This is a genomic window from Pleurocapsa sp. PCC 7327, from assembly GCF_000317025.1.
Taxonomy (GTDB): domain Bacteria; phylum Cyanobacteriota; class Cyanobacteriia; order Cyanobacteriales; family Microcystaceae; genus Hydrococcus.
Window position 1 is genome coordinate 1,005,391 of the sequence record NC_019689.1, and the last position, 20,913, is coordinate 1,026,303.

The following is a 20,913-nucleotide window of genomic DNA, read 5'->3' on the forward strand; positions in this document are numbered from 1 at the left end:
TAGGTAAAGATAAAAATCTTTGTATTTTTTTCCTTCGGCTTTCACATTTAATGGGATAAGGAAAGCTAGATGCGAGCCTCTCAATTCTGACTTGACGATGTACTTGTAAAAGCCAAACTAGAATTTGTAATGTTAAGAATTCAGATGATGGTAGATAAGTTTTGAGATAATCAAGATCAAATTGAGGTAACATTATTTTGATTTAAACTGTCTCATCAATCAAATAGGAGACAGTTATTCTTAATCATTTCTCGCCTCATAATTGAAAATAATCAGAATAATTTAAGAATTCTGCTAATTTTCTGAATTTTGCCGTTGAATATTACGTCAATTCCACTGATATTTTGACTGAGTGACAAAATCTGATAAATCCCTTGCTATCTAAGCTTTCTGGCGGTTGTCTCCCCGTCAGAAATTAGAATCCAACCACAGTTTTGGGATGAAATCGTAATGACCTGCTTGTCCGGCAGGATATTTTCCCGCTTCTACTCGTTCGATAATATGAGGTAGAGCTTGAATAAACCTCGGACTGCGCTCTTTTGGATGCAACGTCCAAGCGTTTGGATTCGTTAGCATACCTCGAACATAATCAGTTTGTTCTAATTTTTTCGATATCATAATTTCCCAAGAATCTAACGAGCCTTTTCCAGTCACGTTACTATAAAGAGTTTTCATCGGTACGGGTAAACGATTGAGAAACTGCCGTCGATAGGAACGCCAGATCTTCGGTAAGGGGAGCAGCTGTTTGAACCGTTCGCAGTTAATCAGATAAACTCGACTGCCAAAAAACTTGAATTTGTAAAATCCATCTAAGTCTTTCTCATAAGGGCAACTTTGGTAGATTGTCCCGTCTTCTGTAGGTGGTCCAACGAGAGGTCTGACAAACATTAAGTTGGGATGTCGTTGCATCAGATCTATTCCTTTCTCCACCCAGCTATAACCAGGTTTCTGATAAAGCATCATGTCGCTGTCAAAGTGCAACATGTAGTCACTTTTGCATTCTTCGATGGGAAAAATTGAGCCGAGGATAGGATACCCCTTATAGTTGTGGGTAAAACGAATCGGACTGCCAAAATGTTGGCGATAAACTTGGTTTCGATAGTCTCGATCGTAATTGATATCGACGACGCGATCGACTACACTAGCCTTTAGTAGCTGTTCCGTACAATCCCGTAACTGTTGCATCGTTCCGATTCCAGGACGACTCGCTTTCTCCCCCATTAATGGCGCTGTATCTACAGCTAAGACCTTTTCTTCAAAGGGAAAGTTGCTCATCCTCGCTAGATGAGGAATCGTATGGATCATGAAGGCAACATCAGTTCGCGCTACTAAAATCCAAAGAGAACAGTTTTTCATTTGTTTTTCAACTATTCGATCGCAAATGCGGTAATTATATTTGCCAATTTAGTTGAAAAATGTATCTCTTCGATCCGTCGCTTAACAAAGGAGCAAAGAGACGAGGCTGACGGGGAGACAACCACGCTAGACTATACTCTGTAACAGTTATTCTTAATCATTTCCCGCCTTATAATTGAAAATAATCAGAATAATTTCAGAATTCTGCCAATTTTCTGAATTTTGCCGTTGAATATTACGTCAATTCCACTGATATTTTGACTGAGTGACAAAATCTGATAAATCCCTTGCTATCTAAGCTTTCTGGCGGTTGTCTCCCCGTCAGGCGACTGGTGCAAGATCTGAGTTAAAATGGACTGAATCCCGCTCTCAGTCTTCTTTAGAAGACTTACACTATTAGCCTGCCAATCAAAATCAATTGGCGGGCAAGTTTTCATTCAGACGGCAAGATAACGGTTTCTAGCCAAAACTCTTCAATTCCTTGGACAATTTTAAAAAGTTCGGCAAGATTGCGAGATTTAGAGATGTAACAATTGACATTCGAGTCGTAGCTTTGAAAAACGTCGTCCTCATTTCTTGAGGTAGTCAAGACGACCACGGGAATGCGTCTTAGATGGGGATCGGCTTTGATTTCTGCTAGAACTTCTCGACCATCCTTTCTTGGCAAATTTAGATCGAGCAAAATGAGGTCGGGACGCGGTGCGTTAGCATACTCTCCCTCTCGGCGCAAATATGCCATGGCATCCGCCCCATTCCTAACCGTTACCATTTGATGCGGGATTGGATTGCTTTTAAACGCTTCTTCGATTAGGCGAATGTCGGCTTTATTGTCCTCGACTAAAAAGATAGTTCTGGGCTTTCCTTGTATTCCTGCGATCGCCATCCCGTCCTCCTACTGGAATAGTAAAGTAAAATGTTGCGCCTTGACCCAATTCTGACTCGACCCAGATCCGACCTCGATGACACTCGACAATCTTTTTACAAATCGCCAATCCCATGCCCGTACCGGGATAATCTTCCCGCGTATGCAGGCGTTGGAAAATGACAAAAATGCGATCGGCAAACTTGGGATCGATGCCAATGCCGTTATCTTTAACGGAAAATAACCAAGCGTCCTCGATTCGTTCGGCACCGATATGAATTTCTGGCGGCTTTTCGCTGCGGAATTTGATGGCATTGGCGATCAAGTTTTGGAACAGTTGCATTAACTGAGTGCCATCTGCCATGACAGTTGGCAAGCGATCTCGTGTAATCTTTGCACTGCTTTCGGTGATGCGTCCCCGCAAATTGGCGATCGCTTTTTCTAAAGCCGCTTCTGCATCGGTGAAGGCGAACTCAGCACCTTGCATATCTACTTTCGAGTACGCCAATACGTCATCGATCAGCGTTTGCATGAGGCTGACTCCCTCGACAGTATAGCCTATGAACTCTTGAGCATCTTCGTCGAGTTTTTCCCGATAGCGCATCTCTAATAATTGTACGTAGTTCGCCACTTGATTGAGAGGTTCTTGCAAGTCGTGGGAAGCGACATAGGCAAACTTCTTCAGTTCTGCATTGGAACGTTCTAAATCTTGCGCCAATTGCGCCAATTCATCTGCCTGACGCAGCACGATATTAACAATTGCCTTTCTTAACTCTAGCGCCGCTTTAATTTCGACTTGTTTCCAAGGCAGAGATTTTAGGCGAACCGTTTCTTTCCACAATTCAAAAGATTTCCGAGGCGATAGGCGTAAACTTCTCTCAAGCTGACTTGTTTCATAAGCTTTATTAGGATCGCCTCCCCAATTAACCGTTTGAATGACTTCCGGACGGAACCACAAAACGTAATTTCGCTTAGAAATGGGAATGGCTAACAAACCGCTAGCAACGTCTTTAAATTTCTCTGCATCTGAATACAGTCGAGGCAAAGACTCGGTAGAGAAAACTTCTTCATGGACATTGCTTTGCAGCCATTGAACGAGATAATTGAGGTCTTCTTCGTTGGGAGTTTTGCCGATAATCGTGCAATTTCCGCCAAAACAAACGGCTGCACCCTGAGAACTGGTTAAATCGAGTAAATTCGGTTCGTGTTTGACTAAACCATCAATAAAATTCTCTTCGCTTGCCATACGATCAATTAAGGTCGTTTGAATATATGTCAGCTTCATGCGATAGTCATAATCTTCCGTTTCTTCTCTTGCTGAAAGTTCGGAAAAGATAACTCGACCTAAGAATTCGCAGGCTTTGCGCAGTTCATAAGAAACATATTTCGGGGCTTGATGATGGCAAGCAATCAGTCCCCAGAGCTGACCATCTTTGAGCAAAGAAATGGTTAAAGAAGACCCAACTCCCATATTATGCAAATACTCTAAATGACAGGGAGAAGCACTTCTTAAAATTGAAAGTGCTAGATCTAACGGCTGTTGGCTAATTGGATTATTAATGGGGAAAAGGTTGACAGGCTGAGCCTTAGCATCTGGAATCAATCGGATGTAGTTGGAACTAAATAATCTTCTCGCTGGCGCGGGAATATCCGATTCGGGATAGTGCAGTCCTAAATAAGATTCCAGACTTTCTAGCTTATCTTCTGCAATAACATCTCCATGGTTTTCCTCATCAAATTTATAGAGCATCACCCGATCGAATCTTGTCAATTTTCGGACTTCTTTGACGATTATTTGACAAAAATCGCGAAGGTTTGCAGTTTCTTCAAGCTTATTGATAGAGGCTTTCGCCAGGTGATAAAAACTCAGAAATGGGATATTTTCTAGTGAGATGGCTGGTTCTAATTCCAGAATTAAGAATCCATCTATATTGCGATGAAAAACGCCATCAAAAACAACATAGTCATCCCCTTTTACTCTTGCCCAAAGCTTACTGGGGTTGATGAAGTCTAGATTATCGTCGGTTACTCTCTGTTTGATTCTTTCTGTTTGAAAAGGATCGAAGATCTCCTCAAGTGTTTTTCCAAGTATATTTTCGGGATTAATTCCGAAGATATGATAAGTATTCGTACTAGCTTGTACGATCTTGAGTTCGGGTTCTTCTAGAACGAAAATAACGCCATGAGGTTGAATTTGACCGCGAATATGTATCGGTTCTTGTTCTAGAGTATGTAGATTAATATCTTGTAAAGTTTGATTGATGGCTACCACAATATCCCCCTGCTTGTTTGCGCAAAAATTAAACCATTCATCTTTGAGTTTCTTTTGACTTAAATTCTCCTCTACAATTTCTGTAGCGTTCTAAAACTTATAACAGGATAAATAATATAGCGTTTTGTAGTATAGCAATAAAGTTTTTTGCATTTTCGATATGTTAATAATTGCAGTCAAATCATTAATAATTGTCTTATTGTCTTGCGTTTTATTAACAGGTTGTCTGAAAAGTAGAGAATGTCATGTTGAGCGTCGCGATCGCGAAGCGAAACATCTTCTACCGATTCGCAATTGGCAATTATCAGTTCGCAATTGGGAAATAGAGATGGATTCTAGCCAGGAATTCAATGTTTTTAGATTTTAATGGCGAATGGCGAATTATCAATTAGTCAACCGCTCTGTGCGTAAGGCTTTTTCCTCGAGCATCTGTAGCGTTCTTGTTTAGAGATGGTCTTATAGCAGTTTTCAGTTAGATGAGAGACCCAATTGGTCGATTGGGGGAAAGGGGGAGCCAACGCGCACGCGGGAGCGAGTAACTCCCCTTATCAAGGGGGGACAGCAATGATTGTTCTCGACTTGTCCCCCCTGATAGGGGGGATAGCAAAGCTTCTTTGAGCATCGAGGGAAAAGGGAAAAAATCCTGTATTCTACTGACTCGAAAATCTATCTAGCATACCAACTCCAAACAGAGATTCTTCGTTATGTTCTACTGCGCTCAGAATGACAAAATGGACTTTCCAAACATCCTCCAAGTGGCTCTCTCAAAGGTATCAAAGATCGTGTTAAGCCAAGGGAAACATCTCCAGATAACCAAATAATTTATATTTGGTTTTTAAAAGTTGAGATAACCGAACCCAAGATTACGGTTATGTGCCGCGATCGCCCCAACCAAGTTCGATGAAGAAATCTTACAATTATTAGAGAAAAGCTCTTCGATCTATAAGAACACTTCATAGCAATGGGTATTAAAGACAAACCGCCATCTCGTCCTCGCCAGATAGGAAACATACTCCTTCTGCTGGCGGGACTGTTCTTTTTGGCAAATTTATTTTTGCCTCAGTTATTTGGACCTACCATTCCATCAGTGCCTTATAGCCTATTCATCCATCAAGTCGATGATGGGGATGTAGCCAGGGTTTACGTGGGTCAAGACGAAATCCGCTATCAACTCAAAGGAGAAGATAACCAACTCGGACAAGTTCTTAAAACTACTCCTATCTTCGATCTTGAATTACCGAAGCGATTAGAAAGTAAAGGAGTGGAGTTTGCGGCGGCACCGCCTTCTAAAAATGGCTGGTTAAGCAGTATCCTTAGCTGGGTGATTCCTCCTCTCATTTTTGTTGGGATCTGGCAATTTTTCCTCGGTCGCAGCGGTGGAAGTCCGTCAGGTGCTCTCTCGTTTACCAAGAGTAAGGCTAAGATTTATGTTGAGGGAGATACTACAAAAGTTACTTTTGATGATGTCGCTGGCGTAGAAGAAGCTAAGACAGAGTTAGAAGAGATTGTCGAATTTCTCAAGCAACCCCAGCGCTATCTCCAAATTGGAGCGAGAATTCCCAAAGGCGTTCTGCTTGTCGGACCGCCAGGAACGGGTAAAACTTTGCTTGCCAAAGCCGTTGCTGGAGAAGCAGGCGTACCTTTCTTCAGCATATCTGGTTCTGAGTTTGTAGAACTTTTTGTCGGCGCGGGTGCTGCACGGGTGCGAGACTTATTTGAACAAGCCAAGAAACAAGCCCCTTGTATAATTTTCATCGATGAATTAGACGCCATTGGCAAGTCTCGCGCTAGTAGTGGATTTGTTGGCGGCAATGACGAACGCGAACAAACTCTCAACCAGTTATTGACAGAGATGGATGGGTTCTCGGCATCAGATGCTACCGTAATCGTGCTAGCAGCGACTAACCGCCCGGAAACCCTCGATCCAGCGCTATTGCGTCCGGGACGTTTTGACCGACAAGTTTTGGTCGATCGCCCCGATTTATCCGGTCGCTTGAAGATTCTAGAAATATACGCTCAGAAAGTCAAATTAGACAAAGATGTCGATTTAAAGGAGATCGCAACGCGAACTCCTGGCTTTGCTGGTGCAGATTTAGCTAACCTAGTCAACGAAGCTGCCCTGTTAGCTGCCCGCGAACGACGAGAAACCGTTTCTCAAGCCGATTTTCGAGAAGCGATCGAGCGCGTCGTCGCCGGACTGGAGAAGAAAAGTCGCGTTTTGTCTGATAAGGAAAAGACCATCGTCGCTTATCATGAAGTCGGTCACGCTTTAGTCGGTGCTGTGATGCCCGGTGGCGGCAAAGTGGCAAAAATTTCTATCGTTCCTCGCGGTATGGCGGCTTTAGGTTATACCTTACAAATGCCGACCGAAGATCGTTTTCTTTTGTCTGAATCTGAATTGCGCGATCAGATTGCCACTCTCTTAGGCGGACGCGCAGCCGAAGAAATCGTCTTTGGTAGCATCACCACTGGAGCAGCAAATGACTTACAGCGTGCTACAGATTTAGCCGAAAGAATGGTGACGACCTACGGCATGAGTAAGATTTTAGGTCCGTTGGCTTACGAAAAAGGTCAACAGAATAATTTCCTCGGCGATGGTATGATGAATCCGCGCCGCATGGTAAGCGACGATACGGCAAAAGCCATTGACGAAGAAGTAAAGGAAATTGTCGAACAGGGCCATCAACAGGCGTTGGCAATCCTAAGACAGAATCGGGATTTACTCGAACAAATCGCGCAAAAAATTCTGGAAACTGAGGTCATTGAAGGAGAAGAGTTACAGAACTTGTTGAATCAAGTCCGTCCTGTCGAGAAGGTTGCTGCTGCGGTTTGAAAACCTGCAAGCAATCTCTAGAAAACTTGAGAAGCCTGCTGTCGGTGCAGGCTTTTTTGGGGACGCGATCGCAGTATGAGCAGTATGATTAGATCGATGATAGATGTAGTTGACTTCTCTAGCGATCGATAGGAAGCTTCTTTTTTTCTAAATACCAGCGTCGCCATTCTTGGGAACTACGAACTGCTAGCCATAGCAGAAAAATAGCAATCAAACCTCCCTGTTCGGGAGCTTTCAAGGCAAAAAAAACGAGACAAATACAAAGAACATCTTCTAGACAAACCATCCAGATAGGAAGACCTCGCAAGCGAAAAAACCATCCTACCTGAACTAGCTTGAGAACCAGTGCCAAAAGTCCCCCCACTAACCCAATCAACCAAATAGGTGGAATCTCCAAACGGGTAATATTGACGACGGTAATGCCCATCAAAGCACCAACAAACGGGCTAAAGACTAATTCGATCGCCTGCAAAGTGCGCTGTCCTAGCAAGCTTTTGGAGCCGAACAACTCAAATAACGACCAACTGGTGAGAACGGTCAAGACAACTTTAGGATCGAAGTTAGACAGCACAGGAACATTCGACCACAATTCGTCGCTGCGCAATAAGCCAAGAATCAAAAGAGGAAGGGCAATTCTCATGCCAGCGGCTGCTGACGCAGAAAGTACGGCTAGAAGTCCGGCGACAAGCATTATTAAAATGAGGCGAAAAGAGAAACCAACCGTTAGGAACTCTATATCTAGTTTAGAGGCTCGCAGATGCTCTTCTCGATCGCGGAGGTCAAACTTTTTCTTTCCGATTCTTGCGGTTTTTCCGTATCATAAAACTAAAAAATAAAATGTAATAAAAGACACTATTTTTAAAAAAATTATAGCAGCATCTACTTTTTTTGTGATTTAATGAAAATAGATAGAAATTTTATTTTTCTGCTCTTTTGAGGCGCAAACATTGAGTCTGCCCTTATTCTCTTTCGCTTTTAAGGAGAAATTTAAATATGTCTCGCTCTCTGCTTGCCGATGCTAGCACTAGGCTAGAAACTGCCTTAAAATACGTTTCGATTTCTGAAGATGCGAGCGAGCGCTTGAAATATCCCAAAGCTAGCCTGAGTGTTTCTATTCCCGTGCGAATGGATGATGGTTCCCTGCGGATTTTTCAGGGGTATCGAGTACGCTACGACGATACGAGAGGTCCAGGCAAAGGAGGGGTACGCTATCATCCCAATGTTTGTATGGATGAGGTGCAATCGCTCGCCTTTTGGATGACTTTTAAATGTGCCTTGTTGGATCTTCCCTTTGGCGGGGCAAAAGGGGGAATTACGCTCAATCCGAAAGAATTATCTAGACAGGAATTAGAACGATTGAGTCGAGGATATATCGAAGCGATCGCCGATTTCATCGGTTCTGACATCGACATTCTCGCGCCCGATGTCTACACCAATGACATCATTATGGGCTGGATGATGGATCAATATAGCATTATTCAGCGAAAAATCAGCCCTGGGGTCGTTACGGGCAAGCCTCTGACTATGGGAGGTTGTCAAGGACGCGATGCCGCTACGGGAACAGGAGCTTTCTACGTTATTAGTGCGCTTTTACCTAAATTCGATTTGATTCCCGAAAAAACGACTGTTGCGGTGCAAGGATTTGGGAAAGTTGGTATGCCAATAGCAGAATTGCTCGCTAATGCAGGATACAAAGTAGTAGCGGTTAGCGATTCTCAAGGCGGAATTTATGCAGAACAAGGACTAGATATTCCCAGCATCCGACAATACAAACAGCAACATCAAATTATTAAAGGCGTTTACTGCGAAGGAAGCGTTTGCAATATTGTCGAACACAAAGTTATCAGCAATGCAGAACTTTTAACTTTGGATGTAGACGTGTTAATTCCGGCAGCTTTAGAAAATCAAATTACAGAAGAAAATGCCCCCGACATCAAAGCTAAATATATTTTTGAAGTTGCCAACGGACCTACAACATCTGAAGCCGATAAAATTCTAGAAGCTAGGGGAATTTATGTTTTTCCAGATATTTTGGTCAATGCGGGCGGCGTAACGGTGAGTTATTTTGAGTGGGTACAAAACCGTAGCGGCTTGTATTGGAGTTTGCAGGAAGTCAATCAACGACTAAAGGAAAAAATAGTCACTGAAGCAGAAAAGGTTTGGTCGATCGCGCGGGAATTTTCGGTTTCTATGCGGACTGCTGCCTATATTCATGCTTTGAACCGTTTGGGAGAAGCCATGGATGCCAAAGGCACTAGAGATTATTACATCAGCGGTTCTATTGGTTAAAGATAATACCAATTCGCAATTAGTCAGCAGCTCTGTGTGCAAAGCTTTTTTATTGAGCATCTGTAGCGTTCTTTTTTAAGCGTTCTTTTTTAGAAATGGTATAACTTGTTCCGAAGGCTTCTTTGTTAAGATCGCATACCAGTCAGTCAGTATGTTATAATAACCAATAAGACATACCAGTCAGTCAGTAGGTTGTAATCATTAAAAGATCGTGCAAAAACGACTGCATCAAAAGAAGGTCAATCCCTGGGTAATTGGTAGTGCGATCGCCGCTTTTCTCGGCGTAGGAGTCAGTTACTATACCTTGACTCAGGTAAAAACTCAGTCACCACCGCCCGCGTCTACGAAAACGGTTGTCCGCGCTACAGCCGTGACTGCACTGGGACGATTGGAACCTCAAGGCGAGGTAATTAAGCTGTCGGTAGCCAATGCTCAAGACAGCCGAGTCAACCAACTGCTAGTGCAAGAAGGCGATCGCGTCAAAGCCGGACAGGTCATTGCGATTCTACAAGGACTCGACAAGAGAAAAGCAGCTTTAGCAGAAGCCGAACAAAATTTGGCGATCGCTCGCGCGAAATTGGCTCAAATCCAAGCAGGAGAAGCAAAGACAGCAGAGATTGCGGCGCAAAGATCCAACATTGCTCGTCTAGAAGCACAGCTGCGTACCGAAACCACGGCAAGAGAAGCAGAGATTGCCCGTGCCGAAGCCGCACTTCGCAATGCCCAGACAACCTATCGGCGCTATCAAACTTTATATCGGGACGGAGCCGTCAGTGCATCCGACCTAGATAACAAGCGGGAAAGTTTTGAAACAGCTCGAGCACAACTCAACCTGGTGCGGGCACAACTAGAGACTACTGTATCCACTCTACAAGAACAGATCCAACAAGAGCGATCGCTCCTCAACAAACTGACAGAAGTACGTCCAGTGGACGTGCAAGTTGCTCGTGCCGAGGTAGACTATGCCGCCACTCAAGTAGCCAGGGCAAAAGCCGAACTCGATGACTTGTACGTGCGGGTTCCCGTTGCAGGTCAAATTCTCAAGATCAATACCCGCATCGGCGAGCAAGTCAATACCAGCGAAGGAATTGTGGAACTGGGACAAACCGATCGCATGTACGCCATTGCCGAAGTCTATGAAACCGACATAGGCAAAATCCGAGTTGGTCAGCGGGCGACAATAATCAGCGAACACGGTGGTTTTGAGGGCGAATTGGGCGGCACTGTAGACCATATTGGTCTGCAAATTAAAAAGAAAGACGTGCTGGAATCCGACCCCGCCGCCGAAAAAGATGCCCGCGTTGTCGAAGTCAAAGTTCGCATCGATCCCTCCGACAGCCCGAAAGTAGCAGGTCTAACCAACTTGCAGGTGCGCGTCAAAATCGATCTCGATAAGAAGGTTAGTAAAAGGTTAGTAATTAGTTGTTAGTGGTTAGAAGCAACGCAGAACGACTAACCACTAACCAATCGATCGGCAACAAATAACCACTAACCCCTAACAAAATAGAATGAAACTACCATCACTCAAAAATCTATTTACTCAAGTTTCTAAAGAGCCGCTTTTAGGCTGGGCGCAACTTGCTCATCAAAAAGTTCGCTCTTGCGTGGCGATGGCGGGGATTGCCTTTGCCGATATCTTGATTTTTACCCAGCTAGGATTTAACGCTAGCCTTTTTAACGGCGTTACCCGCGTTCACGAGCATCTCAAAGGAGATTTATTTCTACAAAGCAACCGCGCCGAATTTCTCGCTGATGGTCAGACATTTTCTCGTAACCATTTGTACCAAGCAGACGCAGTCGAGGGGGTCGAATCTGTGAGTCCCTTTTACTATGCCTATGGGAAGTGGGTTAATCCTTGGGATAAAAAGATCGTCAACGTAGCTATCATGGCTTTTAATCCCGCACGTCCAGTCATGGATTTACCCGAAGTCAACCAACAACTTGAAAAACTCAAGCTACCCGATACAGTTCTGTTTGATAGCCAATCTCAACCCGACTTCGGACCAGTAGCTGAGACTTTGGCAAAAGGAGAAATGGTTACTACTGAATTATCAGACCGTAGGGTGAAGGTTGACGGCATCTTTGCCTTGGGCAGTACCCTGTTTACAGAAGGGCATATTGTTACTAGCGACTGGAATTATCTGCGCCTGTTTGGAGAAGACAGCATCGATAAGGTTCGCGTTGGCGTTATTAAGTTAGAGCCTGGTGCGGACTTACAAACAGTACAAAGGGCGATCGATTCATATTTGCCCAATGATGTCAAGGTGATGAACCGCGAAGAATTCCTGCAATCCGAAAAAGGTTATTGGGATAAGCATCCTGCTGGCGTAATTTTTAACTTCGGCGTAGCGATGGGATTTATCGTCGGGGTGGTGATTGTCTATCAAGTGCTGTATTCGGATGTGAACGACCACTTAGCTGAATATGCTACTTTGAAGGCAATGGGCTACTCAGATCTGCAACTATTGGCTGTCGTTTTCCAGGAGGGAACGATTCTCGCCGTGTTAGGGTTTTTTCCCGGTTTCGCCTCTTCAATCGGAATCTATTCCTTACTTGGAAGTTTAACCCGCATTCCGATCGCGATGGGAGGTGTTGTAACTTTACAAGTATTTGCGTTGACGATTTTAATGTGTTTGATCTCTGCTGCGATCGCGATGCGAAAACTTCAGTCTGCCGATCCTGCGGATGTATTTTAGTTAGTGGTTAGTAGATAGTAGTAATAACCACTAACTACTATCTACTAACTTCTAACTCCTAAGTCGATTGTGAAGCTTTTTCTAGGTATTTTAAATAGGCGTTGAGTTTGATGGAAAGATCGTTAACAATTGGCTTGAGTTGGTTAACCCGATCGCTAGTTAAAAGTTTACGCACATAAGCTCGTCTCAACCAGTGTCTTGTTTCATTTAAAGAGCCTCTGGCAATTTTTATGAATCGTTTATTGTCTCTAAAGTTATGACGACCATTTCCTTCCGCAATATTTGCCCCAATACTATCTGCGGAACGAACAATTTGTCTGCCGATGGTATTTCGCTCAAATTCATCCCAGTTTTTGACAATAAACCAAATTTCATCAGCGAGTTGTTCGGCTAGTTGGTAAATTTGTAATTTTTCAAAATTTAATTTTTCCACATCCAATCTAGATCGAATAAATTACGCGCGCCCTTAACTTTATTAATCCCAAAATCTCAACCAAACTCTCATCCACTATCCACTAACTTCTAACAATTAACCATGCTTCAACAACCCGCGATCGCGATTCGCAATCTCAATCACGCTTTTGGCAAGGGAGACTTGCGCAAACCCGTATTGTATGATGTGAACTTAGAGATCTATCCGGGCGAAATCGTCCTTTTGACAGGGCCGTCCGGCAGTGGCAAGACCACATTGCTGAGCCTGATTGGCGGTTTGCGATCGGTGCAGGAAGGCAGCCTCAAAGTCTTGGGGCAAGAACTATTGGGCGCTAGTAAAAAACAACTGGTACAAATCCGCACTCAAATTGGCTTCATCTTCCAAGAACACCACCTGCTTTCATGCCTGAGCGCCGAGCAAAATGTCCGCATGTCCCTGCGATTGCACGACGATATTTCTATGAAGGAGCGAACCGAGCGAACGGTTTCTATGCTAAAAGCCGTGGGACTGGGAGATCGAATGGATTACTATCCCGACAACCTTTCTGGCGGTCAAAAGCAACGGGTAGCGATCGCGCGTGCCTTGGTTAGCCATCCCAAACTCGTCCTAGCCGACGAACCGACTGCTTCACTTGACAGTAAATCTGGGCGTGACGTAGTAGAGATTATACGGCGTTTGGCAAAGGAGCAGGGCTGTACTATTCTGCTAGTCACTCATGACAACCGCATCCTTGACATTGCCGATCGCATCGTGCATATGGAAGACGGTCGTTTGGCACAAGACATGGCACTTGCAGATGAAGATGGGGAAATTAAATTTCAAGCCGAAACCTTAATCAATTCCGGTCGTTCGGTAAGGGCATAAATTAGGGAATGAGAGGCTAGCGATCGACATGTCTTTCCTAACTATTACGATCCTGCCTGGGGAGAATCAATCAGTTCTCTGAGTCTGGCAATACGATCTTCTGTCGCTGGGTGAGTACTCAAAAATGCTGGCGGTGAGGGTTGATTGCGCAATTTTTCTAAAAAGTCAATCATGGCAACTTGAGGATAACCAGCCCGTGCTAAAGTCTCAACTCCCAGGCGATCGGCTTCATATTCGGCTTCGCGACTGCGGGGACGGTGTATCGCCAGATCTACGCCTAACTGCACCAGCGCCTCATTATCTATACCCGCCGCCGAAGCTATCCCTTGCGCGATCGCGGCTTCTCGCATTTGCTTGATGGTATGGCGAGCGGCAATATGACCGATTTCGTGGGCGAGAACAGCAGCTAGTTGCGCTTCATTATCGGTAGCGTTTAGCAAGCCAGCGGTGACATAGATGTAGCCGCCAGTAGTTGCAAAGGCATTGATCCTGTTATCTCGCACGACTTGAAAAGTATAGGGAATATTGGGACGAGTGCTATTTTTTGCCAACCGCTGACCGACGCGATTTACATAGCGATTTACCCTGGCATTACGATAAAGTTGAAACTCTCGACCGACAAGCTGTCGATCCATCTGCCTGCCGAGCTGAACTTCTTGTTCGTCTGAAATATTAGATAGTTGGACGATTTGCGCTCCTCGAATCAGCAATTCAAACCAAGGAACTGCTAGGGCGATTTGAGGCGTACCGACGCTAATGCCCAATGCGACTGAGAGGCTAATTAATGGATAATACCAATTCCGACGACGGCGAGAAGACATTTTTTTAGATATCAATAAAAAAACAGTTGTTGCTCAAAATTTTTAAATAGCAAAATAGATGAGATAGCTTGAGGCGAATCTTTTCCTTTCTTCTATTATAAATAGTGAAAATTTTTCTGGCAGTTTTATTCCACTAATTGCAAATATTTTTAACTTTTTACTCTTCGATCTAATTGCGATCGCTCTAGCGGTATATAAAAATCTTACCCAAGTTAGAAATTTTACATTAAATTTGTTAGATCTACTGGAATAGAATGGTAAGACTTAATCCCTACTCAGTTATCTGTAGCCAATATTTTTTTAATTTGTATTACCTAGATTTGCCATTATTATCTAGATACCATTTGTTGAGTACATCCTCAACTAAAACTTCTTTGATCCAAATCTGTAAGACGATCAGAAGAGGGATAGCGAGAAATAAACCCAAAAACCCGAATAAGCTGGCAAAAACAACTACTGCTAAGATAGTGAATACTGGCAACAAATCCACCTCTTGTTTCATAATTATCGGTACTAATACCAAGCTTTCAAACTGCTGAATCGCAATATAAAGTAAAATTACTGCTCCAGCTTTCCAAGGAGAGTCGAGCAAGGCAAGTAGTGCGGGTGGAATGACGCTTAAAGTCGGACCAACGTTAGGAATAAACTCTAATAGACCAGCTAAAGCAGCATTGATCAGAGGCAGCGGTACTCCTAGAATTGACAGCCCGATAAACGAGACCACACCAATGACGAGCATGGCTATGAGAGTGCCTTTAATCCAGCCCACTAAAGAGGTTTCGCACTCCTGGAGAATTTCATCGACGCGCCGCCGATAAAAAGCGGGAAAGGCAAGGATAAAGATCCGTCGATACTGGGAGGGATTTGTTAAGAGCATAACAGTCAGAACCAAGAACAGCAATAAGCTCACGACAGCAGCAAGAGAGTTATTGATGAGAACAAAAAAGTTGCCGATCATTCGCCCTATCCAGGTTTGAAGTTGTTGAGAAAAATTGTCAAACCCCTGGAACCGTTCTAACATCGGTCCTGAAATCGTAGATTGTAGCCAGTCAGACCATACTTCCAACTGATTTGATACTTTTGGCAAGAGATTGACCAACTGTTGTAACTGTTCGATCATACGAGGCGCGATCGCAACAAAAAAACCAACGATCGCTGCCAGTAAAACAACAACTGTAATCGCAATGGCAATTCCTCGCTGGATGCGGTATCGTTGCATTTGCCGTACAACTCGGTTTAAGACGGTTGCCAAAACGATAGCGGCAAAAAAAAGCAAAACAATTTGCCGAATTTGCCACAAAATATAGAGCGAGAGAACAAGAACGAGTAAACCGAGCCATTGCCTGAAATGCACAAAACTGCCTCCATTTATTGCTTTTTTAGCTGTTATGCTTTTTATTCACTACAATAAAACTTTAGATCGGCAATGCGTCATGCTAAAGACTGATTAAGAGATATTATTCGATAAAATAAGGTGCAAGATCTAGATTTTCGCGATCGCTCTTTGGAGAGACTTTGTTTTTTTCTGAGCAACCTTTTACTAAAATCTGCTTTCATACTCGACTAGCGCCCGACTCTCGCCAGCAAAATTAGTAGAGGCACGTACTCTAACTTGGTCGCTAATGCGATAAATTCCGTTGTAACGGAGGGGTTCGTCGGCAGCAAAAACCGTTGACACCGAGAAAGAGATCTTGTTAGTAATGTCAAATACTACCTCTGCCGCTAAACCGAGTACCGAAGTATTTTCAGTTGAGTCGGTCACAATAGTAGGAAATAAACGAAATTCGCTGATTCCGATCGCATTGCTCAGTTCGCCAAAGTTTCTTTGTAGGTAGTTAAATAGGGTAGTACCAGCGATGGTGGCAAGTCCTTGGGCGGGATCGGCTTGACCGGCACTAAGAGCATTGACAAAAGAGCCTCCCAACAGAGCAACAATTTCTGTCTCGCTGCGGGGAGGATCGCTAGTTAACTCTAGATTTTCTTCTAATTCGCTGGCTGGTCCTCGTGCCGTTGCTTGTACGCGAACAGTGCTTACAGATCTCAAGCCAGTTGCGGGAATATCCCTAATCTCGCTAGATAAAAATGGGTCTGAAGGGGCAACAATAATCCTGCCGCCCCTTACCTCCGGTACAGTTGTAACGAGCTGGATATCGAGAATCGGATCGAGTCCTCCCTGGGGAGTGAATCTTGCCGTTTGTTCGTAGCCCGAATCTAGAGTGAATTGAGTCGTAAATAAATTCACTTGTCCCCCTACCAAACTCACGGTTCCTACGGGACGAGGATTATTCAAGGTGCCACCGATTGTTAGATCGCCCTCTACCTCAAAGTCGAGTATGGGTTGAACGGTAACGCGAACATCCTCATCTAAGATCAGCTGCAAATCTGCAAACTCTATCGGCAAGCTGGGTGCAGGAGTTGTGTCCCCTACGGCGAGAGATTCTATGGCTTCTAGATTTGTAGCTGGAGTAGAAGTTTTTTCACCTCCTGCGGCTGCGATCGCGATTTGACCGTTCCTTAAAATAATCTTGCCGCCAATGTCCGGCGATAGAGCCGTTCCCGTAATGACAACGTTGCCGCTAACTCCTCCTTGATAAAGTCCTTCAAGATTGACATTCAAATCCTCTAGGGACACGGTAAGGGGATTAGTCGCCGCTAACTGCTGGGCTGCTTGAGTGGCAAAAATAGGCAAAACGCCCTCAGCGCTCAATGGCTCGTCATCGTACCGTGCTTGAATGCCTTCAACAACAATGCGATCGTCGTTAAATCGTACCGTTCCCGTCACGTTCGTTAGCAGTTGCGGTAAAGCCTGGGCTTTAAAGGTAGCATTTTCAACCGAGGCGGTTCCCCTCACTATTGGCTGGTTTAAAGTTCCCTCAACTGCTACGTTGACTTGTCCTTGACCGTCTACCCAAGCGACTGCATCGGTAAATAAATTCAATAGTGCCAAGCCTTCATCTCGCACGTTAGCTTGAAGACTAATGCGATCGCTATCAGGCTCGACGGAAGCGAACGGCAACGCCACGGGGATGCTGCCTGTAATTGCTACTGGCTGCCGCGTCTGTGCCACCAGCACGGTACTGTCAAAATTCAACCGTGCATTGTTATAGTTAAAGTCGAGTTGGGCTGATTCAATCGATCGATTATTTACAGTCCCATCAATCAGCGCTATCTCGCCTGTGGCACTGGGATTTTCTAAACTGCCTGCTAAGATGGCAAGTGCGTTTACTCTCCCGGCAACCTGCACGGGGAACTCTGACAGGAAAGGCTCTATCAGTGCCATTGGTAGTTCTTCTACTCGCACCTGCCCCGCTAGTTGCCCTTGACCCAACTGTCCGGTAAAAGCCACGAGTGCCTCGCCTAGGTCAACCCGCAGAGGTTGTAGCGTCAAAATATCATTATCATAAGCCCCTTGAGCAACCACCTCATCAATCGTGTATTCGCCCCATAGCCAATCTTGACCGAGAAGATCGAAACTGACATTAAACGCTGGCTGCAATCCCGGCTCTAGAGAGCCAGAAACAGTAAGATTTCCATTGATGATGCCGTTCAATTCTGCCAGTGCAGGGATGGTTGGCTCTTGTCGCCGTTGGCGCTGTCGTGCTAGTAGGGCTTGAATTTCCGAGAAACGACGCAGTCGATCGAGCACGGGGGCATTAGGCAGACCGACAGACAGATTTTGAAGGATTTCTGCTCCTGCTAGTTCTGTGGGTTCTAACCCGGTTACTATATCTTGATAATCGAATAAACCTAGCGTTTGTAAGATATTTTCGATTTTGGCTCGCTCTAAGTTAATTTGAAATTGAAAGCCTTGCCCAGCCTGCAAATCGCCAGTTAGAGCGATACGGCTCTCACCCCGTTGCAATTGAGCCTCTCTCACCGTCAAATCGCCATCTTCATAACGGATGCGCCCTCGGAATGCGTCAGCCGCAATTCTGCCAACTCTGGGTCGCGCGATCGCGATATCTGCTACAACGGTAGACTCGGCTATATCCTCAGCTAAATCGATAGCTAAGTTCCCGGAGATATCCCCAGCAATCGGTTCGATGTTCTGTAAAACATCGCCAGGGATCGCGTTCCTGAGTACCGCTATGGGAAAGTCTTCGAGATTGACAATTAGATTTTCGTCTTTAGTTCTGCCAACTGCCACCGCTTCATCCCGTCGGACAAAGAATTGAGTCGGGCGATTTTCGGGGTCGAGAACGAAGGCAATTCGATCTTGCCTTCCGGCTACCTGGAGTTCCGTGCGCTGTCCTGCTTGATAATTTAATCTTCCTGATAATAGGAGCTCGAATGCTAAATCGTTGACTCTTAGATTTTGTAGCTGAATCGCTCCAACGGCATTGGGAGCGTCTGGAGATCCCGTTATCCGTCCTGTAAAATCTGCGGCACCTGCCAGCACTGTATTTCCAGGAAGGTTCAATCCAAGGTCTGGCAGGTTGTAATCTTCTGCTCGTACCTTAAGATTGAATCCTACGATTTGAGGGACTTCAGCTTCCTCCAACCGAACGGCGACCGTTCCATTGGCATTAAATCCTGGCGCAGTTGCGTTTTGAACAATAATCCGCTGACCGTTCCACCTAACTTGTGCCGTTATGGGTCGCTCGATTATAGCTAATCCTTGGGAAAAGCCCACCCGTCCTTGCGCTCGAATGTCTGAGGGAGCGAATGAAGTTCCTTCTAAACGCAGATTAGCGCTAAATCGCCCCCGCAAATCCTGAGAAAACTGGTTGAGTGCTACGCCAGAAGCATTGACGACGGCTTGAAACTGACCCTCGACAATTTGACCGTTACCTGTCACTCTACCGCCTGCCACTTGGAAAATCGCATCCCGGATCAGAGTAGTTCCCTCATTAGTAATAACAACTTGCGCCGTGCCGGGATAGGTGGCTTCGGGCGCTCGCAATTGGGCTAGAGTTTGTATGTTGCCAGGAGTTCCCGCAACCTGTGCCGTTCCCGATACATTGCCGATAGTAAACGGGGGTGAGGTGCCATACGCCCGCGCGATCGCGTTTCCTGGAACATTCCTCGCTTGAAAATTCAAAACGAGTTCATTTTGACCTTCTAGGTTAAGCCGACCGCTGCCAGTTACCTGACCTCCTACGGTAGGAGTCCCTTGAATGCTAACAAAGATAAGCTGCTCCGGCACCAGGCGAAAGCGAGTGCGAATGTTACTAAATTCAACGCGATCGACGGTCGCGGTTTGGATCGTGCTAACGGTTCCGGTTAAAATCGGTCGTGCGATCCGCGAAGCGCTTCCGGAGGAAATCGCGCCTTGCAAACGAAGATCGGCTCTAACCGTTCCAGCCATAGGAAATGGCAGATCGACATCCAAAGTATCCAAAACGTTTTTGACGCTAACGGCTTGTACGTTACCTGAGAGGTTATAACCCTTGAGGGGATTGATGACCCCCTCAACTCGAACCGGAATTCTGCCATAGCGCGTAGAAACATTTTCTAGGACTATATTCTGACCTGCTTGGAATAGCAGTCTCCCTTGAGTATTGCTGAATGCTTGGGGAAGATTTTCAATTTGGACAGTGACGTTATTCAAGCTTACCCGACCCAGAATTATGGGGTCTTCTGGGTCGGGTTGTAATTGTACGATTAAGTTAGCGTCGGCACGACCCCCAAACGGGTCAACGGGCAAATCGACTAATCGCCTGACATCGCTTGCGAGAACATTTTGCCCTTGGATGGCGAGGTCGGTTTGTTCGATATCGGGGCGCGTTTCTCCAGTGATGGCGACTTTGCCTCCTCTGGTGGGTTGACCGCTAACTTCAAACTGAATGCGATTGCCTTGTTCGAGCAATCGAGCAATTCCATTGACTTGCGCGATCGCAACCGAACCTTGTGGTCTACCGGGTTCGGGAGTTGGTACTAACACTAGGTCGGCATTTTGAACCTGAATCGTCTGCAAGTCAATCTCAATGAGATCTTCCTCCCCTTCTTGGGTCTGAATTTCCGTCTCAACCCAGCGACCGTCTTTTGCCTGTTCGAGGTAAATTTCAGGCTCGATTAGCGTGACATTAAGCGGCAAGGTTCGGTTTAGAACGACCTGCCAGAGGTCAAACCTGACTTCTACTGCCTTGGTTACTAAGCGATCCGGATCGGTAGGAGTGGCAGGGATAGATGCACAGTTAAATCGCAGACTATTTAAAGAAACATGCTCAATTTCCCCGATTTCTACGGGTCTTCCGAGCAATTGCTTGAGATCTCTTTCTACTAGCGGTGCTAGTCTTTCGTGGATAAATATCCATGCCCACCAAGCGCCTCCCGCGATCGCCACTAGCAAAATTCCCCCGATCGCAAGACTGGTACGGCTTAAGAGAAGAAGCCACAAACGCCGATTAGAATTGGGTTCGGGTTGGTTATTAGAGGAGTGAGTCATCTCTCATCATCGATACCATTATTTTGGTATCCCCTTCGTTGCGCGATCGCTCTAGAGCGGCAAAATCAACCGATGTATCTCGAAAAGTTTGAGTTATAA

General features: G+C 45.2%; 13 protein-coding genes. 5 read left to right on the forward strand and 8 right to left on the reverse strand.

Annotation, left to right across the window (positions count from 1 at the left end; translation table 11 throughout):
* Window positions 1-408 precede the first annotated feature (408 nt).
* The 3 genes from PLE7327_RS04500 to PLE7327_RS04510 form a co-directional block, all read right to left on the reverse strand.
* Window positions 409-1,356: a hypothetical protein gene (locus PLE7327_RS04500; RefSeq protein ID WP_015142678.1), complete on the reverse strand. Its 948-nt coding sequence runs from the start codon at window positions 1,354-1,356 to the stop codon at window positions 409-411.
* Between the two features lie 433 nt (window positions 1,357-1,789).
* The gene (locus tag PLE7327_RS04505; RefSeq protein ID WP_015142679.1) at window positions 1,790-2,239 is read right to left on the reverse strand and encodes a response regulator; all 450 of its coding nucleotides are present in this window, start codon (window positions 2,237-2,239) and stop codon (window positions 1,790-1,792) included.
* The gene (locus tag PLE7327_RS04510; protein ID WP_015142680.1) at window positions 2,181-4,490 is read right to left on the reverse strand and encodes an ATP-binding protein; all 2,310 of its coding nucleotides are present in this window, start codon (window positions 4,488-4,490) and stop codon (window positions 2,181-2,183) included. The genes PLE7327_RS04505 and PLE7327_RS04510 overlap by 59 nt, the downstream gene beginning before the upstream one ends.
* A 961-nt stretch (window positions 4,491-5,451) precedes the next feature.
* Between PLE7327_RS04510 and ftsH4 the strand changes: the two genes are divergently transcribed.
* Window positions 5,452-7,323 (forward strand): ATP-dependent zinc metalloprotease FtsH4, encoded by a 1,872-nt coding sequence (gene ftsH4 / locus PLE7327_RS04520; protein WP_015142682.1) that lies wholly within the window; start codon window positions 5,452-5,454, stop codon window positions 7,321-7,323.
* A 118-nt stretch (window positions 7,324-7,441) separates the two neighbouring features.
* On the opposite strand, the gene PLE7327_RS04525 is transcribed toward ftsH4, so the two are convergent.
* Window positions 7,442-8,014 carry a DUF4126 domain-containing protein gene (locus tag PLE7327_RS04525; RefSeq protein ID WP_015142683.1) on the reverse strand — a complete coding sequence of 191 codons (573 nt, stop codon included), beginning with the start codon at window positions 8,012-8,014 and terminating at the stop codon, window positions 7,442-7,444.
* A 302-nt stretch (window positions 8,015-8,316) separates the two neighbouring features.
* Between PLE7327_RS04525 and PLE7327_RS04530 the strand changes: the two genes are divergently transcribed.
* From PLE7327_RS04530 to devC, 3 genes are all read left to right on the forward strand, one after another.
* The gene (locus PLE7327_RS04530) at window positions 8,317-9,612 is read left to right on the forward strand and encodes a Glu/Leu/Phe/Val dehydrogenase (RefSeq protein WP_015142684.1); all 1,296 of its coding nucleotides are present in this window, start codon (window positions 8,317-8,319) and stop codon (window positions 9,610-9,612) included.
* 211 nt (window positions 9,613-9,823) lie between these two features.
* Window positions 9,824-11,041 carry an ABC exporter membrane fusion protein gene (locus PLE7327_RS04535; protein WP_015142685.1) on the forward strand — a complete coding sequence of 406 codons (1,218 nt, stop codon included), beginning with the start codon at window positions 9,824-9,826 and terminating at the stop codon, window positions 11,039-11,041.
* A 79-nt stretch (window positions 11,042-11,120) separates the two neighbouring features.
* Window positions 11,121-12,308: an ABC transporter permease DevC gene (devC, locus tag PLE7327_RS04540; protein ID WP_015142686.1), complete on the forward strand. Its 1,188-nt coding sequence runs from the start codon at window positions 11,121-11,123 to the stop codon at window positions 12,306-12,308.
* A gap of 58 nt (window positions 12,309-12,366) precedes the next feature.
* Here the strand turns inward: devC and PLE7327_RS04545 are convergent, their stop codons facing one another.
* Window positions 12,367-12,741: a four helix bundle protein gene (locus PLE7327_RS04545; protein WP_015142687.1), complete on the reverse strand. Its 375-nt coding sequence runs from the start codon at window positions 12,739-12,741 to the stop codon at window positions 12,367-12,369.
* Window positions 12,742-12,843: 102 nt separating this feature from the next.
* Between PLE7327_RS04545 and PLE7327_RS04550 the strand changes: the two genes are divergently transcribed.
* Complete coding sequence (locus tag PLE7327_RS04550; protein ID WP_015142688.1) at window positions 12,844-13,605, forward strand: DevA family ABC transporter ATP-binding protein; 762 nt, start codon at window positions 12,844-12,846, stop codon at window positions 13,603-13,605.
* Window positions 13,606-13,649: 44 nt separating this feature from the next.
* On the opposite strand, the gene PLE7327_RS04555 is transcribed toward PLE7327_RS04550, so the two are convergent.
* The 3 genes from PLE7327_RS04555 to PLE7327_RS04565 form a co-directional block, all read right to left on the reverse strand.
* Entirely contained in the window at window positions 13,650-14,426 is a 777-nt protein-coding gene (locus PLE7327_RS04555) for a M48 family metallopeptidase (protein WP_015142689.1), read from the reverse strand.
* Window positions 14,427-14,736: 310 nt separating this feature from the next.
* Window positions 14,737-15,780, reverse strand: coding sequence for an AI-2E family transporter (locus PLE7327_RS04560; RefSeq protein WP_015142690.1), 1,044 nt, complete (start codon window positions 15,778-15,780; stop codon window positions 14,737-14,739).
* Window positions 15,781-15,966: 186 nt separating this feature from the next.
* On the reverse strand, window positions 15,967-20,814 hold the full coding sequence (locus tag PLE7327_RS04565; RefSeq protein ID WP_015142691.1) for a translocation/assembly module TamB: 4,848 nt from the start codon (window positions 20,812-20,814) through the stop codon (window positions 15,967-15,969).
* Window positions 20,815-20,913: the final 99 nt, after the last annotated feature.